This window comes from Micromonospora sp. NPDC004551 (assembly GCF_040609975.1).
Taxonomy (GTDB): domain Bacteria; phylum Actinomycetota; class Actinomycetes; order Mycobacteriales; family Micromonosporaceae; genus Micromonospora.
In genome coordinates this window covers 56837-77965 of sequence record NZ_JBEXLM010000023.1, presented here as the reverse complement: position 1 = coordinate 77965, position 21129 = coordinate 56837, and the positions used below count along the sequence as shown (strand labels likewise).

Sequence of the window (21129 nt, the reverse complement as noted above, 5' to 3'; positions counted from 1 at the left end):
CTTCTATTGTCCTACGACAGTAAGACTATAGGACAGGATGGGCCCCTGTGGAGGGTTCGGCGTGTCGGAGGGCGGCCGTACCGTCTCGGCCGTGGGCATCCTGACCGAATACTTCGCGGCGAGCACCGAGCAGGCGCTGGCCGCCGCCGACAGGGGGCCCGGCGATGACCTGGCCCCGCTCCGGTGCAAGTTCCTCGAGCCGACGGTGCTGGTCGGCGCGCTGTGGGCGGCGATCCGCCACGGCGACCTCGACGTGGCCGAGCGGCTGTCCACCGACGAGGCGCGCGTCGACGGCAACGACGACGAGGGCCCCTACCTGCTCCGGCTCAAGCCGGCGTTCGTGAGCGAGCTCGCGGCGCTGCCGGACGAGCGGATCGACGACGTCGCGGCGGTGTGGCGGGGCGCCGAGGAATGGGTGGGCGAGCCGGACGAGCAGCTCGTCGCCGAGATCGTGGGGGAGTTGCGGCGCGTGGCCCGCCGGGCCGTTGCCGGCGACGTCCAGGCGTACTGCTGGATCTGCCTCTGATCAGGGCAGCGGGTGACCACACCGCTGCCGGGGTGGAACACCATGGGTCGCTCCTGGGGGGATCGGGACCCATGGTGTTCCACGTACACCGGCTGACCGTCGATCAGCCGAAGGCCGCGTCCAGGATGTCCAGGCCACGGGCCAGCTCGTCGTCGGAGATGACGAGCGGCGGCAGGAACCGCAGCACGTTGCCGTAGGTGCCGCAGGTGAGGGTGAGCAGCCCGGCCGCGTGGCAGGCCGCCGAGATCGCCGCCGTGGCGGCCGGGTCCGGGGTCAGCGTGCCCGGCTGGACGATCTCCACGGCGAGCATGGCGCCCCGGCCGCGTACCTCCGCGACGCGCGGGTCGCGGTCGGCGATCGCGCGCAGCCGGTCGACCATGACCGTGCCGATCCGCCGGGCCGCGGCGGCCAGGTCCAGCTCGTGCATGGTCTCGATGGCCGCGAGCGCGGCGGCGCAGGCGATCGGGTTGCCGCCGTACGTCCCGCCGAGGCCGCCGACGTGCACGGCGTCCATCAGCTCGGCCCGGCCGGTGACCGCGGCGAGCGGCAGCCCGCCGGCGATGCCCTTGGCCAGAGTGATCAGGTCCGGCTCCACGCCCTCGTGCTGGCAGGCGAACCAGTCGCCGGTCCGGCAGAACCCGGTCTGGATCTCGTCGGCGACGAACACCACCCCAGCGGCGGTCGCCCACTCGCGCAGTGCCGGGAGGAACCCCTCCGCCGGCACCACGAAACCGCCCTCACCCTGGATCGGCTCGATCAGCAGCGCCGCCACGTTCTCGGCGCCGACCTGCTTCTCCACCATCTCCACGGCCCGCGCCGCCGCGGTCGCCCCGTCGAGGCCGCCGTCGCGCAACGGATACGACATCGGCACCCGGTAGACCTCACCGGCGAACGGCCCGAACCGGTGCTTGTACGGCATGTTCTTCGCGGTCAGCGCCATGGTCAGGTTGGTCCGGCCGTGGTACGCGTGGTCGAAGACCACCACGGCCGGCCGCCCGGTGGCGTGCCGGGCGATCTTCACGGCGTTCTCCACCGCCTCGGCGCCCGAGTTGAACAGCGCCGAGCGCTTCTCGAAGTCGCCCGGGGTCAGCGCGTTGAGCTGCTCACAGACGGCCACGTACGACTCGTAGGGCGCCACCATGAAGCAGGTGTGGGTGAAGCGCTCGGCCTGCGCCCGGACCGCCTCGACCACCCGCGGCGCCGAGTTGCCCACGTTGGCGACCGCGATTCCGGCCGCGAAGTCGATCCACTCCCGCCCCTCGACGTCGGTGATCGTCCCGCCGCCCGCGTGGTCGACGTAGGAGGTGATCGTGCTGCCGACGCCCCGGGCCACGGCCGCCCCGCGGCGCTTGTGCAGTTCCTCGCTGGACATGGGTCAGCCCTCGATGTTGTGCATGACGTGCTTGATCCGGGTGTAGTCCTCCAGGCTGTAGACCGAGAGGTCCTTGCCGTGCCCGGAGTGCTTGAAGCCGCCGTGCGGCATCTCCGAGACGAACGGGATGTGGGTGTTCACCCAGACGCAGCCGAAGTCCAGCCGGCGGGTCATCCGCATGGCCCGGCCGTGGTCCTTCGTCCATACCGAGGCCGAGAGGCCGTAGTCCACGCCGTTGGCCCAGCGCACCGCCTCGTCCTCGTCGGAGAAGCGCTGCACGGTGATGACCGGGCCGAACACCTCGTCCTGGATGATCTCGTCGGCCTGCCGGACCCCGGACACCACGGTCGGGGCGTAGAAGTAGCCGCGCTCGCCGACCTGCGAGCCGCCGGTGTCGACCTTCGCGTGGTCCGGCAGCCGGTCCACGAAGCCCCGCACCCGGGCGAGCTGGTTGGCGTTGTTCAGCGGGCCGTAGAGCACGTCCTCGTCGTCCGGCGCGCCGGTCTTCGTGTTGCGGGCCTGCTCCGCGAGGGCGGCCACGAAGTCGTCGTGGATGCCCGGCCCGGCCAGCACCCGGGTGGCGGCCGTGCAGTCCTGGCCGGCGTTGAAGTACCCGCCCACCGCGATGGCCTCAGCCGCCGCCGCCACGTCCGCGTCGTCGAAGATCACGACCGGGGCCTTGCCGCCCAGCTCCAGGTGGGTCCGCTTGAGGTCCGGCGCGGCCGCCGCGGCGACCTCCATGCCGGCCCGGGTCGACCCCGTGATCGACACGAACTGCGGGGTCGGGTGCGACACCAGCGCACGGCCGGTGTCCCGGTTGCCGCAGACCACGTTGAACACGCCCGGCGGGAGGAACTCGGACGCGATCTCGGCCAGCAACAGCGTCGACACCGGGGTGGTGTCCGACGGCTTGAGCACGACCGTGTTGCCGGCCGCCAGCGCCGGAGCGATCTTCCAGACCGCCATCATGAGTGGGTAGTTCCAGGGCGTGACCTGGGCGCAGACGCCGATCGGCTCGCGCCGCACGTACGAGGTGTGCCCGGCCATGTACTCGCCGGCCGACCGCCCCTCCAGCAGGCGGGCGGCGCCCGCGAAGAACCGGAACTGGTCCACCGCCGGCGGCAGCTCCTCGTCCGCCGTGAGCTGGCGCGGCTTGCCGGTGTTGCGGACCTCGGCGTCGACCAACTCGGCCGCCCGGGCCTCCACCGCGTCGGCGAGCTTCAGCAGGGCCTTCTGCCGCTCGCCCGGGGTGGCGTCCCGCCAGGTCTCGAACGCGGCGGCGGCCGCCTTCATGGCCGCGTCCACGTCCGCCGCCCCGGAGACCGGCGCCTGGGCGAAGACCTCGCCGGTGCACGGGTCGATCAGGTCGGCGAAGCCGCCGTCCACCGGGTCGACGTACTCGCCGTTGACGAAGTTGCGCAGCTGCTGCTGATCGCTCATCAGATGTCTCCGAAGGGTGGCCGGGGGGAAGGTCAGCGGAGGTTATCGCAATCTGACTGCCATCTTGGCTACTGAATCCGAGGCAGACAAGGGTTTGAGCAACTGTTTCCGCGCGGCCTTACGTGGTCTACGCTGCCGAGCGTGGAGCCGAGAGCCTTCTATGTCGCCGGCCGCCCCGCCCACGGCGAGGGTGAGCTGACCGTCATTCACCCGTACGACGGCCGGGAGGTGGGGCGTACCACCCTCGCCACGCCCGACCAGGTCGAAGCCGCCGTCGCGGCAGCCGCCGAGGTGGCCGCGGCGGCCGCGGCCCTGCCCGCGCACGTCCGCGCGACGGCCCTCGACCACGTCTCCCGGCGGCTGGCCGACCGCGCCGACGAGGTCGCCGCGCTGATCACCGCCGAGAACGGCAAGCCGGTGAAATGGGCGAAGGCCGAGGTGGGCCGCGCCGTCTCCACCTTCCGGTGGGCCGCCGAGGAGGCCCGGCGCTTCTCCGGCGAACTGCAACGCCTCGACACCGACCCGGCGGCCACCGGGCGGATCGCGCTGGTGCGGCGGGTGCCGCGCGGCCCCGTCCTGGGGATCACGCCGTTCAACTTCCCGCTGAACCTGGTCGCGCACAAGGTCGCCCCGGCCATCGCGGTCGGCGCCCCCGTCGTGGTCAAGCCGGCCCCGGCCACCCCGCTCTCCGCGCTGCTGCTCGGCGAGATCCTGGCCGAGACCGACCTGCCCGAGGGGATGTTCTCGGTGCTGCCGCTGCCCAACGACCGCGCCGCCGACCTGGTCGCCGACCCCCGGCTGCCCGTCGTGTCGTTCACCGGATCCGGGCCGGTCGGCGCGGCCATCCGCCGGGCCGCCCCCGACAAGCACGTCACCCTCGAACTCGGCGGCAACGCCGCCGCGGTGATCTGCGAGGACTGGGCGTCGGACGGGGACCTCACCTTCGCCGCGCACCGCATCGCCACCTTCTCCAACTACCAGGCCGGGCAGTCCTGCATCGCGGTGCAGCGGGTGTACGTGCACGAATGGCTCTACGACGGCTTCCTGCCCCGGCTCGTCGCGGCCGTCGAGGAACTGCGCACCGGCGACCCGGCCTCCGACCTGACCGACGTGGGACCGCTGGTCTCCGTCGAGGCGGCGGAACGCGTCGAGGCGTGGGTCGACGAGGCGGTCGCCGCCGGCGCCACCATCGAGGTCGGCGGGCGGCGCGACGGCGCCACCTACCCGCCGACCGTCCTCAGCGGGGTGCCGTCGTCGGCCAAGGTCAGCACCGAGGAGGTGTTCGGGCCCGTGCTGGTGGTCGCCCCGGTCACCGACGCCGAGGCCGCGTTCGCCGCGGTCAACGACTCGGCGTACGGGTTGCAGGCCGGCGTGTTCACCCACAACCTGCAGACCGCCTTCCTCGCGGCCCGGACGCTGGAGGTCGGCGGGGTGATCGTCGGGGACGTGCCGTCGTACCGGGCCGACCAGATGCCGTACGGCGGGGTGAAGGGCTCGGGCGTGGGCCGGGAGGGGCTGCGCAGCGCCATGGACGACTACACCGAGCCGCGGGTCATGGTGCTGACCGGGGTGAAGCTGTAGCGGTGCTCACCAGGTGCCGTCGTCGCGGACGCGCGCGGGGGCGCGACCGAGCAGCAGGGTGGTGAGTGCGGCGTCGATGTCCGGGCCGAGGAACCACTCGCCGGCCTGATCGAGGGCGAAGATCCGGCCGAGCTCGTCGACGGCGAGGATGCTCTCCTGGCGCTCGCTGCCGAGCGGGAACAGCCGGACGCCGAGCACCGCGCCGAAATCCGCGAGCGTGTCGGCACTGTGGGCCATCTTGCGGGGGCGGATCTCGAAGCGGGAGATCCAGACCGCTTCCCCCGGTCCTTGCCGCGCGCTCACCAGGCCAGGAAAAGCGGTGATGGCCTCCGCGGCGGCCGGAAAGGCGTGATGTGCGCTGCGCCTCCCGCTGACCTCCGTGACCTTTCGGATGGAGGCGGCGGCTGACACCTCGTCGCCGAAGTGAGGGCGCCAGCCTGCGACTACGAGCGCGCTCGCTACCTCGACGGGAAAACGGCCCGGCTCGGGGTCGCTCTGCGGCTCCACATGCCACTCCTCGGCATAGGCCAGTGCGGACCAGGGGAGGAGGTTGAAGTGCACCAGGAACCGGATGCAGGAGTCGCAGCGTAGTTCGCCCGGGCCGCCTGCCGGGTCGCCCGGTTCCCGGATGCGGAAGAACTCCATTCGAGCCTCACCGAGAACCGATCTGGCCTCTTCGAGGTCCAGCGAGGAGGAGGCCGCGCGTTCATGGTCGTGCTCATGAAGGACGTCGGAGACGACGATCATCTCGGCGTGCCGCTCGCCGCCCCGGACCAGGTGACCCGGTCGTAGGTCGTCCAGATAGGACCGGACCAGCGGGTGGTGGTGCATCTCGGCGTCGCCCTTGGCGCCCTGCGCGACGAATGTGCGACCGTCGAGAGTGAGATGCGCCGCGGTGCCGGGCGTGGGCAACCGGGTGATCTCCCGGAGCAGTTGGTCAGCCGGGTCGACCGTGCGCGGCGCGCGTGGCGCGGTCGGCCGGCGCTGCCGGAACATCTGCTCGACGACGGTGGCCGGCACCCGCGGCCAGGTCGACACCTCGCCGGTCTCCTTGTCGATGACCGTGGTCGGCAGGTCACCGGGCACGGCGCGGGCAGCGGTGGCCACAGTGGACATGACCAGGTAGCCCAGATCGAACTCCTCGACCACCGGCGTGCACGGGAAGCCCAGCCGTTCGGAATCCCGTCGGGCCCAGACGGCGGCGAGCTGTTCGGCCTGCTGTCGTTCGATCACAGCCTGAAGTTACCGGACCCCACGGATTCCGTGGCGCCCGGTATGGTCGGCCCTACTGACGGTGACGAAGGGAGTGGCGGTGGCCGAGAGCGCGGACCGGGACGCGAACCGCGCGCTGCGTGCGCGGTTCGATGAGGTGTACGGCCAGTACCAGCGACTTCGGTCCGGTTTGGACGAACTCCAGGCCAGGCTGGCCGAGCTGCAGGTGACCGAGCGCTCCGACGACGGGCAGGTCACGGCGGTTGTCGGTGCCCGCGGTGAGCTGATCAGTGTCGAGGTCGCGCCCTCGGTGTTCCACGACCGCGACGCCAAGGCGCTGAGTCGCAAGATCACCGATACCGTGCGGCGGGCATCCGGCGCCGCGGTCACCGCGACCCGCGAACTGGTCGCCGGCTACCTGCCGCCCGGCTCGCCGTCGGTGGAGTTCCTGCGTACCCATGATTTCGGCGCCCTGCTGGGCCGGTCCGACGCGGTTCTGTCACGCGGCGAGTGACGGCCATGGCCGACGGGGAGATCTGGCTGGACCCGGACCGGGCCCGGCGCGGCGGCGCCGACCTGGTCCTGGCCGGGGAGGCCGTCACCGGCTCCCGGCGGGCGTCGGGCGACCCGATCGCGGCGGCCGGCGCGCAGCGGCCGTGGGGTCGGGACGACATCGGTGCCGCCTTCGACAAGCACTACCAGGGCTTCGCGGAGACCCTCCTGCGGGCCTGGGGGATCCTCGGCCGTTCGCTCGAAGGGCTGGGCGCCGACGTGGTGCGTTCCGTCGTCGCCACGGTCGAGACCGACCTGACCAACGCCCGCCAGCTTGGCGAGATCCCGCACCAGCAGCACAACCCGCACCGGCCCTGGCGCTGACCACCGGAGGATCCGCGCGTGAGCATGCTGCCCAGCCCGATCCCGCATCCGCTCGACTACTGCCCCTGGGACGTGCCCGGCTGGATCTACGAGGCACTGGACTGGGTGGTCGGTGTCGAGTGGCCGGAGGGGAACGAACGCGCCGTCTGGGACCTGGCCGACCAGTGGTACGGGGTCGCTGACGTCCTGGCCGGCCCGCGGAACGACGCCGTCACCGCCGCCGGCGAGGTCCGCGGTGGATACGGCGGCGTCGGCCTGGTGGCGCAGGCGTTCGACATCGCGTGGGGCAAGGTCGCCGACGGCGAGGACGCCCCGCTGCACGTGCTCGTGGCCGCGACCGGCGAGCTGGGCAAGCTGGTCGACTCGTGCGGCTGCGACATCGAGGGCGCCAAGCTCGAAGCCTGGATCGAGCTGGGCATCCTGGTCGTCGAACTGCTCTCGCTCGCGGTGGCCACCGTGCTGACCCTGGGCGCCGCCTCGCCGGCGGCCGGCGCCGCCATCACGGCCAGCCGGGTCGCCGTGCAGCAGATCTTCAGACGTCTCGTTGCTCAACTGGCCCGCAAGGCCGTCAAGGAAGGGTTGAAGGAGGCCGGCGAGCGGGCCGCCAAGGAGGTCGTCAAGAGCGGGGCTCGCGGGCTCGCCCGACGGGCCGTGCTGGGCGGGCTGGTCGAGGCGGGGCAGGAGGCGGGCACCAGCCTGGCGACCCAGGCGTACCAGAACTCCACCGGTCGGCGGGACGGCCTGGACCTCACCGATGTGGGCAAGTCGGGGCTCGGTGGCTTCGCGGGCGGCGCAGCGGCGCCGCTGGCCGGCCTCGGGCGGCACGCGCACGGGCGGTTCGCCCAGGTCGGCGAGCGGTTCGGGCGGGAGATGGCCGGGGAGACCCTGGCCGAGAGCGCGGCGGGGCTCGCCACTGGTCAGGACCTGTCGCTGGAGGACCTCGCGCGGGCCGCGGCCTCCGGCGCCAGCGGTTCGGCCACCGGGCAGGCCGACAGCGCCCTGCACCATCGGCTCGACGAGAAGCTGGCCGGCCTTCCCACGCAGCCGGTGGACCTGGGGCTACCGCCGTCCGGCGGTGCGGCCGGCCCGATCCCCTCCCCCCGGATGCCGGATCCGGCCCCGCTTCTCGGGGATTCCGGACCGGCGCCGCACGGTGGGGCCGTCGATCCTCTTCCGGCCCCTCCGGCGTCGCACGTCGGCGATGGGCCGGCCCCGGTGCACCTCCCGTCCGTCGACGCGGAGCATGCCGGGCCGGGTATCGACACTCCGCCAGTTCATCCGGTGGAGGTGGAGGTGGCGACGGGCCGATCGAACGCGGAGGTGACGCCGCGTCCAGCGACGGTGGAGGCAACCGTCAGCCCGACGCTCTCGTCCGTGGCTGTCGAGGCACCCTACGCCGATACCGCCGATGTGAAGTCCGGTCCGGTCCGGGTCGCCGGGCTGCCCGACATCGCGACATCGAACCAGATGGCGCCGGTGCAGGCGGCGGCCGCGCCGAGCGTGGCAGGCCTGCCTGCCGCCGTTGCTTCCCAGTCGCAGGGGTCGATGTCCGCACCGCCGGACCACGCACCGGTGGGCGCCGTGACCAGGCATGCCGGACCGGTGGCTGCTCCGGCGACGCACCCGCACGTCGCCCCCACCCATGACCCGACGCCGGGGAGGTCGGCCGCCGGACCCGACCCTCGACCCGCACCGAATCCTCGTTTCCCTCTACTTGAGGCGCTGGCCCCCCAGCGTCCCGTGTCCGACCCCCCGCCCGCGCTGCCCGGTCCCTTTGATCCACTGCCGCCGCGCCGGGCGACACCCCCGGAACGGGCCGCGCGGCTTGCCTCCGAGCGAGAGGCGCTCGATAGACGCCGATACCACGGCTATCTCCGGTCGCAGCGGGAGTGGTACGAGGAGAGCCGGCGCCAGCAGAGGGCGGACTGGCTTCGGGAGCGCGCCGACTACCACGAGGAGCGGGCCAGCGACTGGGCAGCACAGGCCACCGAGCTCCGCCGAGACGGCCGGGACCTGGCTGCCGCCCGGTGGCATCGGGAGGCACACGAAGCCAGCGTCGAGGCCCTCGAACTGCGCGAGGAGGCGCGGCGGGTCATCGCTGGATCGGTGGTGCCCACCGAGGTGATGGTCGAGGACGACCTCGACTTCTACCGGATCAATGACGATGTCGCCGACCTCGCGCCGGGTGCTGTGGAGACGGCCGACCACTCGGCGCTCACCGGCCACGGCCATCCACCGCCGATCGACCGCTCCCGCCGGTACGGCAGGCGGGGCGGGCTCCGGCCACCCCTCGCGCTGCACCAGACCGACCTGGAGCGGCAGATGCCGCGTAACCCCGACGGCAGTGTGGTGCGGACCCCCGATCCCCGCGAGGGCGGGTGGTTCCGGTTGGCGAACGACGGTGGTCCCGCCGCGGACGCCACCCGAGGGATCAACTGCCTGGACTGCACGCTGTCGCTCTTCGAGACCTGGATGCACGGCAGGCCGCGGGTGTCCGCGCCGCGTACCTTCGACGGCTACCTCCTAGGGGACGTGCACAGACCGGTGGACGGCGAGGCGGACGGACCTCGCCGGGTCGAGGAGACCACCGGCGGGCGGTTCCAGAACCTCTGCCCCGCTGCCGTGCCGGGCGCCCCGGACCACGAGACGCGTGACGTGATCGAGGACGGTTACCGCGACCTGCACGCGCAGTTGTCCGCCGGCGGCCATGGGAGCTACGCCTTCCTCATCACCGGCCTGGAGGGCGGCGGCTCGCACGCCTGGGTGGCGCTGAACCAGAACGGCACCATCCTCTACCTCGACCCGCAGATGGGCAGGGTGAGCGGAAGCCCGCTCTACACCCACAGCGGCATGCGGAGTCCCCACAACGTCATGGGCCTCGACGCGCTGGTTCTCGGCCCCGACGGCCGGCCGATGCCACTCGCCGGTCGGCCGCCGGGTGACTACACCGTTTTGCCCGACCCGGTGGAACCACCGTCGCCACCCCGACCACCTGCCCCGCCACCGCCTGCGGACGAGGGAGATTCCCCGGACTTCAACCACGTCCACCTGCTCGGCGAGTCCACCACCTTTCACCGGCCGGACGGCACCTCGGTCCCCGGCAGCGCTCCGGACGCGGAGCCGGAGGCGGTCCAGCTGCGCAATGCGCACCGCGATGCGCACGCCGACCGGATCGCCGCGGGCCTGTACGTCCGGGATGCGCTGGCCGCGAGCGGAAGCCTGGACGAGGTGTTCGCCGCCGGGGTGACGCCGGTCGAGCTGGCGCAACACGTTGACGGGCCGACGCTGCAGCGACTGGTGCCGGAGTTGGATGCGGCGGCGGCCGGCGACCTGACGCAACTGCTTGCCGACCCGCGCGTCCGGCAGATGCTCGACCACACGTGGGAGGCGCCACCCCGACGTGAGGAACTGCTTGCCGAGACCCTGGTACGGCAGCTCGCGCAACGGCCCGACCTGGTCCGGATGATCCTGTCGACGCCGGAACTCGCCAACTCGCTGACGGCCCGCCCGGTCACCCTCCACCACCTGGCCACCCATGAGAAGGCAATCGACGTCCTGGGCGAGGTGCTGGACGACATCGCGCAGCGGGGTGCCGCCGTTGTCGCGACAACACCGACACCGCCTGTCGAGCCCACACCGCTCACCCAGGAGCAGGTCGCGGTGAGTGCTCACTTCGACGGCGAGCGGCCTGTGGCCTTGCAACCAGGGTTCGATGAAGCGCGGTCCGGCGACCTGGCATATCGAGGGCAGTATCTGGACCATCTGTACGAGGCCGCCGAGACGGCGCAGCAGGAGCTTGACTCGCTCGGCCGTGAGCTGGCCGGCATGTCATCGAGTGGGGCCGAGTATCAGCCACGACCCGGACCCAAAGAGCGTACGCGGGCAGAAGACAAGGTGGCGAAGCACGGCGGGAACGCTTCTCGTCTTCGGGACCTCGCAGCCGGCCGCGTCTCCTATCGAACCCTTGACGATCTCTACTTAGGGCTGGCGCACCTCAAATCGAATTTGCAGATGCAGGTGGTGAGGTTCGAAGACCGGTTCCGCGAGCCACAGGACAGCGGTTATCGGGACATTCAATTCCTGGTGCGGACTTCGGCGGGGCATATCGCGGAGTTCCGGCTGCAACTGGCCGCCCTCGACCAGGTTACGGAGTGGGAGCACTCGCTGTTCGAGGTGTGGCGCGATCTCGGCGCGGTACCCCGCGAACAGGGACGTATCCTGGCTGCGGCGGAGTCGGCGATCCGCAGAGGCATCGTTCAGCGCCAGCGTGAGCACTTCTGGGCTGCGCTCCAGTCGACCTTGAGTGGCGGATGGGAATGACGGAGACGACGGACGGCTTGACTCGCACCGGGTACTACGACTATTACGACACGCCGGTGAAAATTGTGCCGACGCCCGAGGGAGGGCTCGCTGCATGGCGGTTGCACAGGGAGACCGGCGGCTGGCGGCCGGCGAATGACCTCATTGATGAGATCCTCTTCGCCATGGGAGGCGACATCTTCGTCCGCTCGGCTGATCGGTTCGTTCAGCGGGTGGAAGAGGAGCGGGGGCGCTACACCAAGGGCGATGGGCCGGTCTTTGCGCTCTACGAGACGGTGATGGCCATCGAAGATGTGGCCATTGCGGAAGGACGTGCTTACACAACCCAGGAGGCTGCACTCATCACCGGGATTCGTCGGCGGACCTTCGTGATGTTCGAGGAGCAGCTTCAGCAGGCCGGCGATCCCGGCGCCGACCCGACCATCGCCACGGCCGTCTCCTGATGCCACTGACCTACGCGGCGAATGATCGACGGCCGCGTCGGGGAGCGAGTCGCGCCGGACAGTTACGGTGACCGGATGACGGGTTCGTCGGGGCGTCAGGTGGCCTTCTGGATCGCGGGCCTGCTGACCGGCCTGGTGATCGGCCTGCTCACCATCGGCGGCGCGGGCGGGGTGGCCTTCGGAACCGCCATCGGCCTGGCCTTCGGGATCGCCCTCACCAAGACCGCCGCCCGCAACGAGACCGCGCAATCCGACCCTGACGCCGATTGGGGACCGCACCAGAGCAGCGGGCTGGGCCACGGCGTCGGGCTGGACGTCCGCCGCGCCGCCGACCGGGACGGCGGTAGGCCGTGACGGGCGGGGGAGTCCCGTACCGGCAGCCGACCGACGTGGCGGAGGCGCTGCGCGTACAGGAGGAGTTGCGGCCACTGGTCGACCTGGTCGGCCCGGGGCCGACCGCGCCCGCGACGGTCGCCGGGCTGGACGTCGCCTACGCCGAGAGCGGTGACCGGCTCGCGGCGGCCGTCACGGTGCTGGACGCGGCCACCCTCGACGTGGTGGACGAGGCGGTGAGTGTGGGCCGGCCGGCGTTCGACTACGTGCCCGGGTTGTTCGCCTTTCGTGAGCTGCCGGCATTGCTGGCGGCCCTGGAGCGGTTAGCTGTCCGGCCCGACCTGCTGGTCTGCGACGGGCACGGGTTGGCGCATCCGCGCCGGTTCGGGCTGGCCTGCCATCTCGGGCTGGTCACCGGGCTGCCGGCGATCGGGGTGGGGAAGACGCCGCTGGTCGGCGTCTGGGACGAGCCGGCGGTGGAGCGGGGCGCCTGGACGCCGCTGCGGGACGGCGGCGAGGTGGTGGGCCGGGTGTTGCGGACCCGGGACGGGGTGAAGCCGGTCTTCGTCAGCGTCGGGCACCGGATGAGTCTGGACAACGCGGTCGACCGGGCGCTGGCCCTGACGCCCCGGTTCCGGCTGCCGGAGACCACGCGGACGGCCGACCGGCTCTGCCGCCGGGCCCTTTCCGCCGCCCGCGCAGCCGCTGCACCGGACGACAACGGCGGCCCGGCCGCGAGCGCTTGACCAGCCAGCCGCTGCACGGTGTTGGCGTCGATCTTGCGCGTACGCCGATGTGAATCTTGGAGACTTACCGTTCGCAGCGAACGGTGAGTCTCCAAGATCTCGCGGCGTCATCGCTCGGCCCACCGGCCGGGCGGCAGCGACCCGGCCTGCGGGCCTGCGGGCGGCGTCGACCCGGTCCGACCCGGACCGGCCCAGCGGAAGTGATCATGCGGGAGGGGCGGGTCGCGTCGAGGATGGAGCGGGTGCTGCAGGGTGTCGCTGCACACATGCGGGGCGCTCGATGGGCGGGTGCCCCTCGGGCCCGGTAGTAACCTGACCCGCGGATCCCGTCCGGGGCGGAAACGGTGAGGTGGAGATGTCGGTGAGGCGGCACGCGGCGCGGTGGGCCACGGTCGGCGCGATGCTGGGCGGCCTGCTGGCCGCCGCGGCGTCCCCGGCGCTGGCCGCCGACGACCGGGTGGAGGTGCGCTCGGCCAGCCGCTTCACCGCGGGTGCCTCGGCGGGCACGGTGGCGATCGAGGTGCGCAAGCGTACGGACGGCTGCGTGCTGCTCCGCACCGCGTTGGGGCTGCGCCTCGACGGGCTGCGGGCGGACCAGGTCCAGGTGCAGGTGGCCACCGGCGGCCGATGGGTGCCCGTGCCGGTGTCGGGTGGTGGCGGCGCGGTCGCCACGGCACAGACCTCGCCCGCCAACGCGGCCCTGTGCAAGGGCAAGGGGATCACGGTCCGCTACCGGGTGGCCTTCCTGGCCGGCACGGCCGGCGGGCGGTTGACCGTGGCCGGCGAGGCGAGCGCCGCGAACGGCCGCCAACTCGGCCGGGCCGCCACCTCGGCGCGCGTGGTGGGCGCGGAGCCCACCGCCAGCCCCAGCCCGACGCCGTCTCGCAAGCCGTCGCCGACGCCCACCCCGAGCGCGGTCGCGACCACGCCGGTCGAGGCCGACACCACCTCGGCGGTGGCCGCCGCGCTCGACCCGGCCGCCGGCACCGCGGCCGACGACTCGTCCTCCGGAGGTTCCCCGATCATGTGGTTCGGCATCGCACTGGTGCTCGTCGGCGTCGCGCTGATCGTGCTGCTGGTCCGCCGCAGCCGCGCGGAGAAGACCGACGGGCAGCCGGGCGCCGACCACCCGCCGGTCCCGCTGCCGCGCAGCAGTACGACCTACCGTTCGGGCGCGCCCGCCGGTCAGGTGTACGGGCAGCAGCCGCCCGCCCCGGCGCCGCGGCCGACCGGGAACGTCTACGGCGCCCCCGCGGCCACGACCGACGGGCCGGACGGCGAGCCACCGGCCGCCGCGGGTGGCGACGCCACCACCGTGCTGCCCCGCGTGCCCCGCTGAACCGGAACCCGCGACCCCACACCCACGCCGCCCGCTGAGCCCGAACCCGCGACCCCACGCTGACGCTGCCCTGCTGAGCCGGAACCGACACAGCGCACCCGTGCTGCCGCGCTGAGCCGGAACCTGCGTCGACACGCCCGCGCTCCGAGCTGGGCCGGAGCCCGCGCCGCCTCGCGGAGCCCGCCTCGCCCCTGCTGCCCCGCTCGGCCGGGACTCGCGCCGCCATCACGGTGCTCCTCCGCTGAGCCGGAACGCGGCCGTTGCCGGGGGTTACGGTGACCCTGGGTGACGGCGACCTGATATGGCCGCCGCACGCCGGTTGCCGGGTGCCGAGATGTGGCGCGGTGCCCGCGCCGGTTCGCCGATAAGATCGCGTGCGCCGGACGGCACCGCCGACCGGTGAGACCACATACGTGGAAGGAGCCGCGCCGTGGCCCTGGACCCGCAGTTGCTGGAGATCCTCGCCTGCCCGGACACGCACCACGCACCGCTCGACTACGACGCGCAGGCCCAGACGCTGACCTGCACCGAGTGCGGTCGGATCTTCGAGGTGCGGGACGACGTCCCGGTGCTGCTCCTCGACGAGGCGCGCGGGGGCCCTGCGGCGGATGACGCACGCGGCGGCTCCGGGTCGCCGCGATGATGGAGGGTACGGCCGGGGTCAGCGGGCACCGGCACGCGGACGAGTCACTGCTGGACGATCCGGACCGGCTGGCCGAGCAGGACCCGGGCGGGATGCTGCGGTTCACCGCCGCCGCGGGTGCCCAGGTCCGTGAGTCGGCGGCGCTGGCCGCCGAGGCGAACCTGACCGTGCTCGCCGACGAGGGCCGTCCTCGGGCGGTGGTCATCGCGGGTATCGGCACCGCCGGGCGGACCGGCGACGTGCTGGCCACGGTGGCCGGGCCGCGCTGCCCCGTGCCGGTCATCCCGCACCGCAGCGCCGGTGTGCCGGGGTGGGTCGGCGCGGCGGACGTGGTCATCGCGGTGAGCGCCTCCGGCCGCAGCCCCGAGGCGCTGGGCGCCGCCGAGGCCGCCCACCGGCGGGGCGCCCGCCTGGTCGCCGTCGGTGCCCCGGACTCGCAGCTCCAGTCGGTGGCCGAGCGGGCCCGCGCGCCGTTCATCCCGGTGCCCCGGCGCGCGCCGGCCCGGGCGAGCCTCTGGGCGCTCACCGTGCCGGTCCTGCTCGCCGCCCGTACGCTCGGGCTGGTGAAGGTGAACGAGGCGGACCTGGCCGAGACCGCGGCCCGGCTGGACGCCGACGCCGACCGGTGCCGGCCCACCGCCGAGTCCTTCGTCAACCCGGCGAAGTCGCTGGCCCTGGGCCTGTCCGGTTCGATCCCGATCGTGTGGGGCTCGTCGCCGCTGGCCACCGTGGCGGCTCGCCGCTTCGGTGACACGCTCTCTGCCAACGCCCGCTACCCGGTGGTCACGGGGGCGCTGGGCGAGGCGGGCCGGGGGCGGGTCGGCCTGCTCGACGGCGTCTTCGGCGGCCTGGTCGAGGGGGAGCGGGACATCTTCGCCGACCCGGAGGAGACCGACGGCGACGCCACCCGGCTGCGGCTGGTGCTGCTGCGCGACGGCGGCCTGAACGCCGAGGACGACACCGACGAGCCGCTGGCCGTTGAGGAGCGCCGTGCGGACGCGGTGCAGACCCTCGCCGAGCGGCGCGGGGTGCGCTGCGACGTGGTGACCGCGGAGGGCGGTTCCGCGCTGGAGCGGCTCGCCTCGCTGATGGCGGTTCCGGACTTCGCCTCGGTCTACCTCGCCCTGGCACACGGACTGGATCCGATGGCCGTGCCGGCCATCACCGAGATGAAGGAGCTGGCGAACCAGTGAGCACGTGCGGCATCGGGCGGGGAGAGGCATGAGCGCAAACGGTGGGACCCGGGCGATCGTCGCGGCCCTGGCGGCCAACGTCGGCATCGCCGTCACCAAGTTCATCGCGTTCCTGCTGACCGGCTCCTCGTCGATGCTGGCCGAGTCGATCCACTCGGTCGCCGACTCGGGCAACCAGGGCCTGCTGCTGCTCGGCGGCCGGCGGGCCAAGCGCGAGGCCACCCCGGAACACCCGTTCGGCTACGGCCGGGAGCGCTACATCTACGCGTTCATCGTGGCGATCGTGCTGTTCAGCCTCGGTGGCCTCTTCGCGCTGTACGAGGCGTACCACAAGGCTCAGCATCCGGAGCCGATCACCAGCTGGCAGTGGGTCCCGGTGGCGGTCCTGGTGATCGCGATCGTCATGGAGGGCTTCTCGTTCCGGACGGCCATCAAGGAGTCCAACCACATCCGGGGCAGCCAGTCCTGGGTGCGTTTCATCCGCCGGGCCAAGGCTCCGGAGCTGCCGGTGGTGCTGCTGGAGGACTTCGGCGCGCTGGTCGGCCTGGTTTTCGCGCTGTTCGGCGTGGGGATGACGCTGGCCACGGGCAACGGCATCTGGGACGCGGCCGGCACCGGGATGATCGGCGTGCTGCTGGTGGTCATCGCGGTCACGCTGGCCATCGAGACCAAGAGCCTGCTGCTCGGTGAGGGCGCGGAACGCCACGATCTGGCGAAAATCGAGCGGGCCGTGACCGAGGGGCCGGAGGTCGAGCGCATCATCCACATGAAGACGCTCTACCTGGGCCCGGAGGAGCTGATGGTGGCCGCGAAGATCGGGGTGCCGGCCTGCGAGACCGCCGAGGAGGTGGCCCGGGGCATCAACGCCGTCGAGGCGCGGATCCGCGCCGCGGTGCCGATCGCCCGGGTCATCTACCTGGAGCCGGACATCTACAGCGCGGCCGCGGACCGGGCGGGCACCGGACAGGCCGCGCCCACCGCCGTCCCGCAGCCGGATGGAGAAACCGGCCCCGACGAGACCGCCGGACGTTCCGGGAGCTGACCGTGGAGCTGTTGCAGGGCCGGATCCGGGACTACGCCTGGGGTTCCCGCACCGCGATCGCCGAGTTGCAGGGGCGTGCGGTGCCGAGCGCCGGGCCGGAGGCCGAGCTGTGGCTGGGTGCCCACCCGGGCGCCCCGGCCACGGTGGACCGGGCCGGCGGCGCGGTCGACCTCACCGACCTGCTGGTCGCCGAGCCGGCGCACTGGCTGGGCGAGCACCTGGTCGGCCGGTTCGGCACCCGGCTGCCGTTCCTGCTGAAGGTGCTGGCGGCGGACGCCCCGCTGAGCCTCCAGGCTCATCCGGACGCCGAGCAGGCCCGGGCCGGGTACGCCGCGGACACGGGCCGGGTCAACTACGTCGACCCGTACCACAAGCCGGAGCTGCTGGTCGCGCTGTCGGAGTTCGAGGCGCTGTGCGGGTTCCGCGACCCGGCCGAGTCGGCGGCGGCGATCGCGTCGTTCGGCGTACCCGCGCTGGAGCCGGTGGTGGGGGCGCTGCGCACCGGGCCGGAGGGGCTGCGGGAGGCCGTACGCCTGCTGTTGAGCTGGCCGGCGGCGGAGCGCGCCGGGCTGGTGGCGGACGTGCTGGCGGCGCAGGCCGCCGGGCCGGACGCGGAGCTGGCTCGGGCGCTGGCGGTCGACTACCCGGCGGATCCGGGCGTGGTGGTGGCGTTGCTGCTGCACCACGTCCGGCTGGCGCCGGGCGAGGCGATCTGGATGCCGGCCGGCAACCTGCACGCCTACCTGCGGGGTACGGGCGTGGAGATCATGGCGGCGAGCGACAACGTGCTGCGCGGTGGGCTCACCCCGAAGCGCGTGGACGTGGACGAGCTGCTGCGGGTGCTGCGCTTCGAGGTGCTCGACGAGCCGGTGGTCCGGCCGGAGCCGGTGGCGCCCGGGGTGGTGACGTGGCCGGTGCCGGTGGAGGACTTCGCCCTGCACCGGGTGGAGGTGACGCCCGGGGGCCCGGAGGCGCGGCTGGCGTTGCCCGGCCCGCGGGTGGTGCTCTGCCGCGCCGGTGAGCTCACCGTGGACGACGGGGTGGCGATGGTCACCCTGGCGGCCGGTCAGGCGGCGATCGGCGCCGCGGCGGGCGGTCCGCTGGTGCTCGGCGGCGACGGCGAGGCGTTCGTCGCCACCGCCGGGGCGCGCTGAACCCACCGGCGCAACTCTCAAGTCCGACTTTCCCGTAATAGCTTGACGCGGCCATGACGTGGTGTGACTCTATGGGTACGCAGCGTTGTCGCGACGAAGGTCCGGTAACGCGCGGGGGAACCAAACCGGGGGGATGCACGGGGCGGCCGGGCCGTGAGCGGAGAGTCCGTTCACGACCGACCGCCCCGTGCGCTGTCCGCCGACCGGACCACCGCTCGTCGGCCAACCGGGCACGGGAGCGGAGGCCCACGCGCGTAAGGTGGAAGGCTGCGCAGCACTTCCTTCGACAGGAGCTTCCATGACCAGCACCCTCCCGGCGGTCCCCAGCGGCGCGTCGTCCGGAGCCCGGCCGAGCACCCTCGCCGAGGGCGACTACAAGGTGGCGGATCTGTCGCTCGCCGCGTTCGGGCGCAAGGAGATCCGGCTCGCCGAGCACGAGATGCCCGGGCTGATGGCGATCCGCCGCGAGTTCGCCGAGGCCCAGCCGCTCGCCGGCGCCCGCATCACCGGCTCGCTGCACATGACCATCCAGACCGCCGTCCTGATCGAGACCCTTGTCGCGCTCGGCGCGCAGGTCCGCTGGGCGTCCTGCAACATCTTCTCCACCCAGGACCACGCCGCGGCCGCGATCGTCGTCGGCCCGGAGGGCACCCCCGAGGCCCCGGCCGGCGTGCCGGTCTACGCCTGGAAGGGCGAGAGCCTGGAGGAGTACTGGTGGTGCACCGAGCAGGTGCTCACCTGGCCCGACGGGCAGGGCCCGAACATGATCCTCGACGACGGCGGCGACGCCACCCTGCTCGTGCACAAGGGCGCCGAGTTCGAGAAGGCCGGCGTCGTGCCGCCGGTCGAGTCCGCCGACTCCGAGGAGTACGCGGTCATCCTCCAGCTGCTGCACCGCTCGCTCGCCGAGGACGGCCAGCGCTGGACCCGGATCGCCGCCGGCATCAAGGGCGTGACCGAGGAGACCACCACCGGCGTGCACCGGCTCTACGAGATGCACCGCGCCGGCACGCTGCTCTTCCCGGCCATCAACGTCAACGACTCGGTGACCAAGAGCAAGTTCGACAACAAGTACGGCTGCCGCCACTCGCTCATCGACGGCATCAACCGGGCCACCGACGTGCTGATCGGCGGCAAGATGGCCGTCGTCATGGGCTACGGCGACGTGGGCAAGGGCTGCGCCGAGTCGCTGCGCGGCCAGGGCGCCCGGGTCGTGGTGACCGAGGTGGACCCGATCTGCGCCCTCCAGGCGGCGATGGACGGCTACCAGGTGGCCACCCTGGACGACGTGGTCGAGCAGGCGGACATCTTCATCACGGCGACCGGCTGCTTCAACGTCATCACCCACGAGCAGATGGCCCGGATGAAGCACCAGGCCATCGTGGGCAACATCGGCCACTTCGACAACGAGATCGACATGGCCGGTCTGGCGAAGCGCTCCGACGTGACGCGGGAGAACATCAAGCCGCAGGTCGACGTGTGGCGCTTCGAGGACGGCCACGCCATCATCGTGCTGTCCGAGGGTCGGCTGCTGAACCTGGGCAACGCCACCGGCCACCCGAGCTTCGTGATGTCGAACTCGTTCGCCAACCAGACCATCGCCCAGATCGAGCTCTACACCAAGACCGACGAGTACCCGGTCGGCGTGTACGTGCTCCCCAAGCACCTGGACGAGAAGGTCGCCCGGCTGCACCTGGACGCGCTCGGCGCGAAGCTGAGCACCCTCACCAGGGAGCAGGCCGCCTACCTGGGCGTCTCCCAGGAGGGCCCGTTCAAGCCGGAGCACTACCGCTACTGAGTCCCACGCCCGGAGGGGACCGGTGCCGGCCGCCACGCGGCCGTCCCGGTCCCCTTCGCGTACGCGGGCGGAAGTGGCGGTGGCCTGCGCGTGTCGGGCTGCGGACGGTTCGGGTGACATGGCCATGAACGACTTGACGGCCGCCCCGATCAGGAGGAAGGTATGGCTGCCCTAAGTTAACTGAGGCGTGCCTTACCGACTACGGAGTACCGATGTTCGCCACGTACCTGATCGGCCTGCGGGAGGGCCTGGAAGCGACCCTGGTGGTCAGCATCCTCGTCGCCTTCCTGGTGAAGTCGAATCGCCGCAACCGGCTGCCGCAGGTGTGGCTCGGGGTCGGCGCCGCCATCGCGCTGTCGGTGCTGTTCGGCTGGCTGATCGAGTACACCTCGACCTCGCTGCTCCAGACCTCGGAGTCGCGGGAACTCTTCGACGCCGTCACCTCGGTGGCCGCCGTAGTCTTCGTCACCTGGATGATCTTCTGGATGCGAAAGGCGGCCCGGAGCATCGCCGGGGAGTTGCGGGGCAAGCTCACCGAGGCGCTCGCGGTCGGCGCGTTCGCGGTGGCCGGCATGGCGTTCCTCGCGGTGATCCGGGAGGGCCTGGAGACCGCACTGATCTTCTACTCCGCCGCGAAGAGCACGGCCGGCGACACCGTCCGCGACGCGATGTTCGCCCTCGTCGGTGGCATCCTCACCGCCGTGGTGCTCGGCTTCCTGCTCTACCGCAGCGCCGTCAAGCTCAACCTCAGCAAGTTCTTCACCTGGACCGGCGCGTTGCTGATCCTCGTCGCCGCCGGCATCTTCAAGTACGGCGTGCACGACTTCCAGGAGGCCGGTGTGCTGCCCGGCCTGAACCAGCACGCCTTCGACATCTCCGGGGCGCTCGACCCGAGCACCTGGTACGCGGCCCTGCTCAGCGGCATGTTCAACATCACGCCTACGCCGAGCGTGCTGGAGATGGTCGCCTGGGTGGCGTACGGGATCCCGGTGCTCGTCCTCTTCCTGCGCAAGCCGGCCGCCCCGGCCCGGCCCGCCGCACCCGCCGCCCCGCCGGCCCCGGCCACCGACGCCGCGACCCAGCGCGCCTGACCCGCCCGTTTCCGAGGAGA

18 protein-coding genes are annotated in these 21129 nt (G+C 72.5%); 15 read left to right on the top strand and 3 right to left on the bottom strand.

What is annotated here, in order from left to right; all coding sequences use genetic code 11:
• The first annotated feature begins 91 nt into the window (after positions 1-91).
• Positions 92-526, top strand: a complete 435-nt coding sequence (locus tag ABZW14_RS24455; protein ID WP_355350650.1) for a hypothetical protein — start codon at positions 92-94, stop codon at positions 524-526.
• Between the two features lie 103 nt (positions 527-629).
• Here the strand turns inward: ABZW14_RS24455 and gabT are convergent, their stop codons facing one another.
• Together gabT and ABZW14_RS24445 are read right to left on the bottom strand one after the other, a co-directional pair.
• Positions 630-1898 carry a 4-aminobutyrate--2-oxoglutarate transaminase gene (gene gabT / locus ABZW14_RS24450; RefSeq protein WP_355350648.1) on the bottom strand — a complete coding sequence of 423 codons (1269 nt, stop codon included), beginning with the start codon at positions 1896-1898 and terminating at the stop codon, positions 630-632.
• A 3-nt stretch (positions 1899-1901) separates the two neighbouring features.
• Positions 1902-3338: a gamma-aminobutyraldehyde dehydrogenase gene (locus tag ABZW14_RS24445; protein WP_355350646.1), complete on the bottom strand. Its 1437-nt coding sequence runs from the start codon at positions 3336-3338 to the stop codon at positions 1902-1904.
• 141 nt (positions 3339-3479) lie between these two features.
• On the opposite strand from ABZW14_RS24445, the gene ABZW14_RS24440 reads away from it, so the two are divergent.
• On the top strand, positions 3480-4919 hold the full coding sequence (locus ABZW14_RS24440; protein WP_355350644.1) for an aldehyde dehydrogenase family protein: 1440 nt from the start codon (positions 3480-3482) through the stop codon (positions 4917-4919).
• 6 nt (positions 4920-4925) lie between these two features.
• Here ABZW14_RS24440 and ABZW14_RS24435 read toward each other — a convergent pair whose 3' ends face one another.
• Complete coding sequence (locus tag ABZW14_RS24435) at positions 4926-6152, bottom strand: SUKH-3 domain-containing protein (RefSeq protein ID WP_355350642.1); 1227 nt, start codon at positions 6150-6152, stop codon at positions 4926-4928.
• 73 nt (positions 6153-6225) lie between these two features.
• On the opposite strand from ABZW14_RS24435, the gene ABZW14_RS24430 reads away from it, so the two are divergent.
• The 13 genes from ABZW14_RS24430 (at position 6226) to efeU (ending at position 21109) form a co-directional block, all read left to right on the top strand.
• Positions 6226-6645, top strand: a complete 420-nt coding sequence (locus ABZW14_RS24430; RefSeq protein WP_355350640.1) for a YbaB/EbfC family nucleoid-associated protein — start codon at positions 6226-6228, stop codon at positions 6643-6645.
• A gap of 5 nt (positions 6646-6650) precedes the next feature.
• The gene (locus ABZW14_RS24425; protein WP_355350638.1) at positions 6651-7007 is read left to right on the top strand and encodes a hypothetical protein; all 357 of its coding nucleotides are present in this window, start codon (positions 6651-6653) and stop codon (positions 7005-7007) included.
• Between the two features lie 24 nt (positions 7008-7031).
• Positions 7032-11327, top strand: coding sequence for a toxin glutamine deamidase domain-containing protein (locus ABZW14_RS24420; RefSeq protein WP_355350737.1), 4296 nt, complete (start codon positions 7032-7034; stop codon positions 11325-11327).
• Entirely contained in the window at positions 11324-11770 is a 447-nt protein-coding gene (locus tag ABZW14_RS24415) for a hypothetical protein (protein WP_355350636.1), read from the top strand. Before ABZW14_RS24420 ends, ABZW14_RS24415 begins: the two co-directional genes overlap by 4 nt.
• 75 nt (positions 11771-11845) lie before the next feature.
• Positions 11846-12124 (top strand): hypothetical protein, encoded by a 279-nt coding sequence (locus ABZW14_RS24410; protein WP_355350634.1) that lies wholly within the window; start codon positions 11846-11848, stop codon positions 12122-12124.
• Positions 12121-12849, top strand: a complete 729-nt coding sequence (gene nfi, locus ABZW14_RS24405) for a deoxyribonuclease V (protein WP_355350632.1) — start codon at positions 12121-12123, stop codon at positions 12847-12849. The genes ABZW14_RS24410 and nfi overlap by 4 nt, the downstream gene beginning before the upstream one ends.
• A gap of 355 nt (positions 12850-13204) precedes the next feature.
• Positions 13205-14188 carry a hypothetical protein gene (locus ABZW14_RS24400; protein ID WP_355350630.1) on the top strand — a complete coding sequence of 328 codons (984 nt, stop codon included), beginning with the start codon at positions 13205-13207 and terminating at the stop codon, positions 14186-14188.
• A 430-nt stretch (positions 14189-14618) separates the two neighbouring features.
• Complete coding sequence (locus ABZW14_RS24395) at positions 14619-14831, top strand: Trm112 family protein (RefSeq protein WP_355350628.1); 213 nt, start codon at positions 14619-14621, stop codon at positions 14829-14831.
• On the top strand, positions 14828-16024 hold the full coding sequence (locus ABZW14_RS24390; RefSeq protein ID WP_355350626.1) for an SIS domain-containing protein: 1197 nt from the start codon (positions 14828-14830) through the stop codon (positions 16022-16024). The genes ABZW14_RS24395 and ABZW14_RS24390 overlap by 4 nt, the downstream gene beginning before the upstream one ends.
• Before the next feature lie 28 nt (positions 16025-16052).
• Positions 16053-17066 carry a cation diffusion facilitator family transporter gene (locus tag ABZW14_RS24385; RefSeq protein WP_355350624.1) on the top strand — a complete coding sequence of 338 codons (1014 nt, stop codon included), beginning with the start codon at positions 16053-16055 and terminating at the stop codon, positions 17064-17066.
• 2 nt (positions 17067-17068) lie between these two features.
• The gene (manA, locus tag ABZW14_RS24380) at positions 17069-18220 is read left to right on the top strand and encodes a mannose-6-phosphate isomerase, class I (RefSeq protein ID WP_355350622.1); all 1152 of its coding nucleotides are present in this window, start codon (positions 17069-17071) and stop codon (positions 18218-18220) included.
• 298 nt (positions 18221-18518) lie between these two features.
• Entirely contained in the window at positions 18519-20018 is a 1500-nt protein-coding gene (ahcY, locus tag ABZW14_RS24375) for an adenosylhomocysteinase (protein WP_355350620.1), read from the top strand.
• Positions 20019-20230: 212 nt separating this feature from the next.
• A complete protein-coding gene (gene efeU / locus ABZW14_RS24370; RefSeq protein ID WP_355350618.1) occupies positions 20231-21109 on the top strand; it encodes an iron uptake transporter permease EfeU in 879 nt (292 codons plus the stop codon).
• Positions 21110-21129: the final 20 nt, after the last annotated feature.

Bases quoted from the DNA above. Each gene is read 5' to 3' on its own strand.
- ABZW14_RS24415 (WP_355350636.1), top strand. From the start codon at position 11,324: ATGACGGAGACGACGGACGGCTTGACTCGCACCGGGTACTACGACTAT.
- ABZW14_RS24390 (WP_355350626.1), top strand. From the start codon at position 14,828: ATGATGGAGGGTACGGCCGGGGTCAGCGGGCACCGGCACGCGGACGAG.
- ABZW14_RS24425 (WP_355350638.1), top strand. From the start codon at position 6,651: ATGGCCGACGGGGAGATCTGGCTGGACCCGGACCGGGCCCGGCGCGGC.
- ABZW14_RS24410 (WP_355350634.1), top strand. From the start codon at position 11,846: ATGACGGGTTCGTCGGGGCGTCAGGTGGCCTTCTGGATCGCGGGCCTG.
- ABZW14_RS24400 (WP_355350630.1), top strand. From the start codon at position 13,205: ATGTCGGTGAGGCGGCACGCGGCGCGGTGGGCCACGGTCGGCGCGATG.
- ABZW14_RS24420 (WP_355350737.1), top strand. From the start codon at position 7,032: ATGCTGCCCAGCCCGATCCCGCATCCGCTCGACTACTGCCCCTGGGAC.
- efeU (WP_355350618.1), top strand. From the start codon at position 20,231: ATGTTCGCCACGTACCTGATCGGCCTGCGGGAGGGCCTGGAAGCGACC.
- ahcY (WP_355350620.1), top strand. From the start codon at position 18,519: ATGACCAGCACCCTCCCGGCGGTCCCCAGCGGCGCGTCGTCCGGAGCC.
- ABZW14_RS24445 (WP_355350646.1), bottom strand. From the start codon at position 3,338: ATGAGCGATCAGCAGCAGCTGCGCAACTTCGTCAACGGCGAGTACGTC.
- ABZW14_RS24385 (WP_355350624.1), top strand. From the start codon at position 16,053: ATGAGCGCAAACGGTGGGACCCGGGCGATCGTCGCGGCCCTGGCGGCC.
- gabT (WP_355350648.1), bottom strand. From the start codon at position 1,898: ATGTCCAGCGAGGAACTGCACAAGCGCCGCGGGGCGGCCGTGGCCCGG.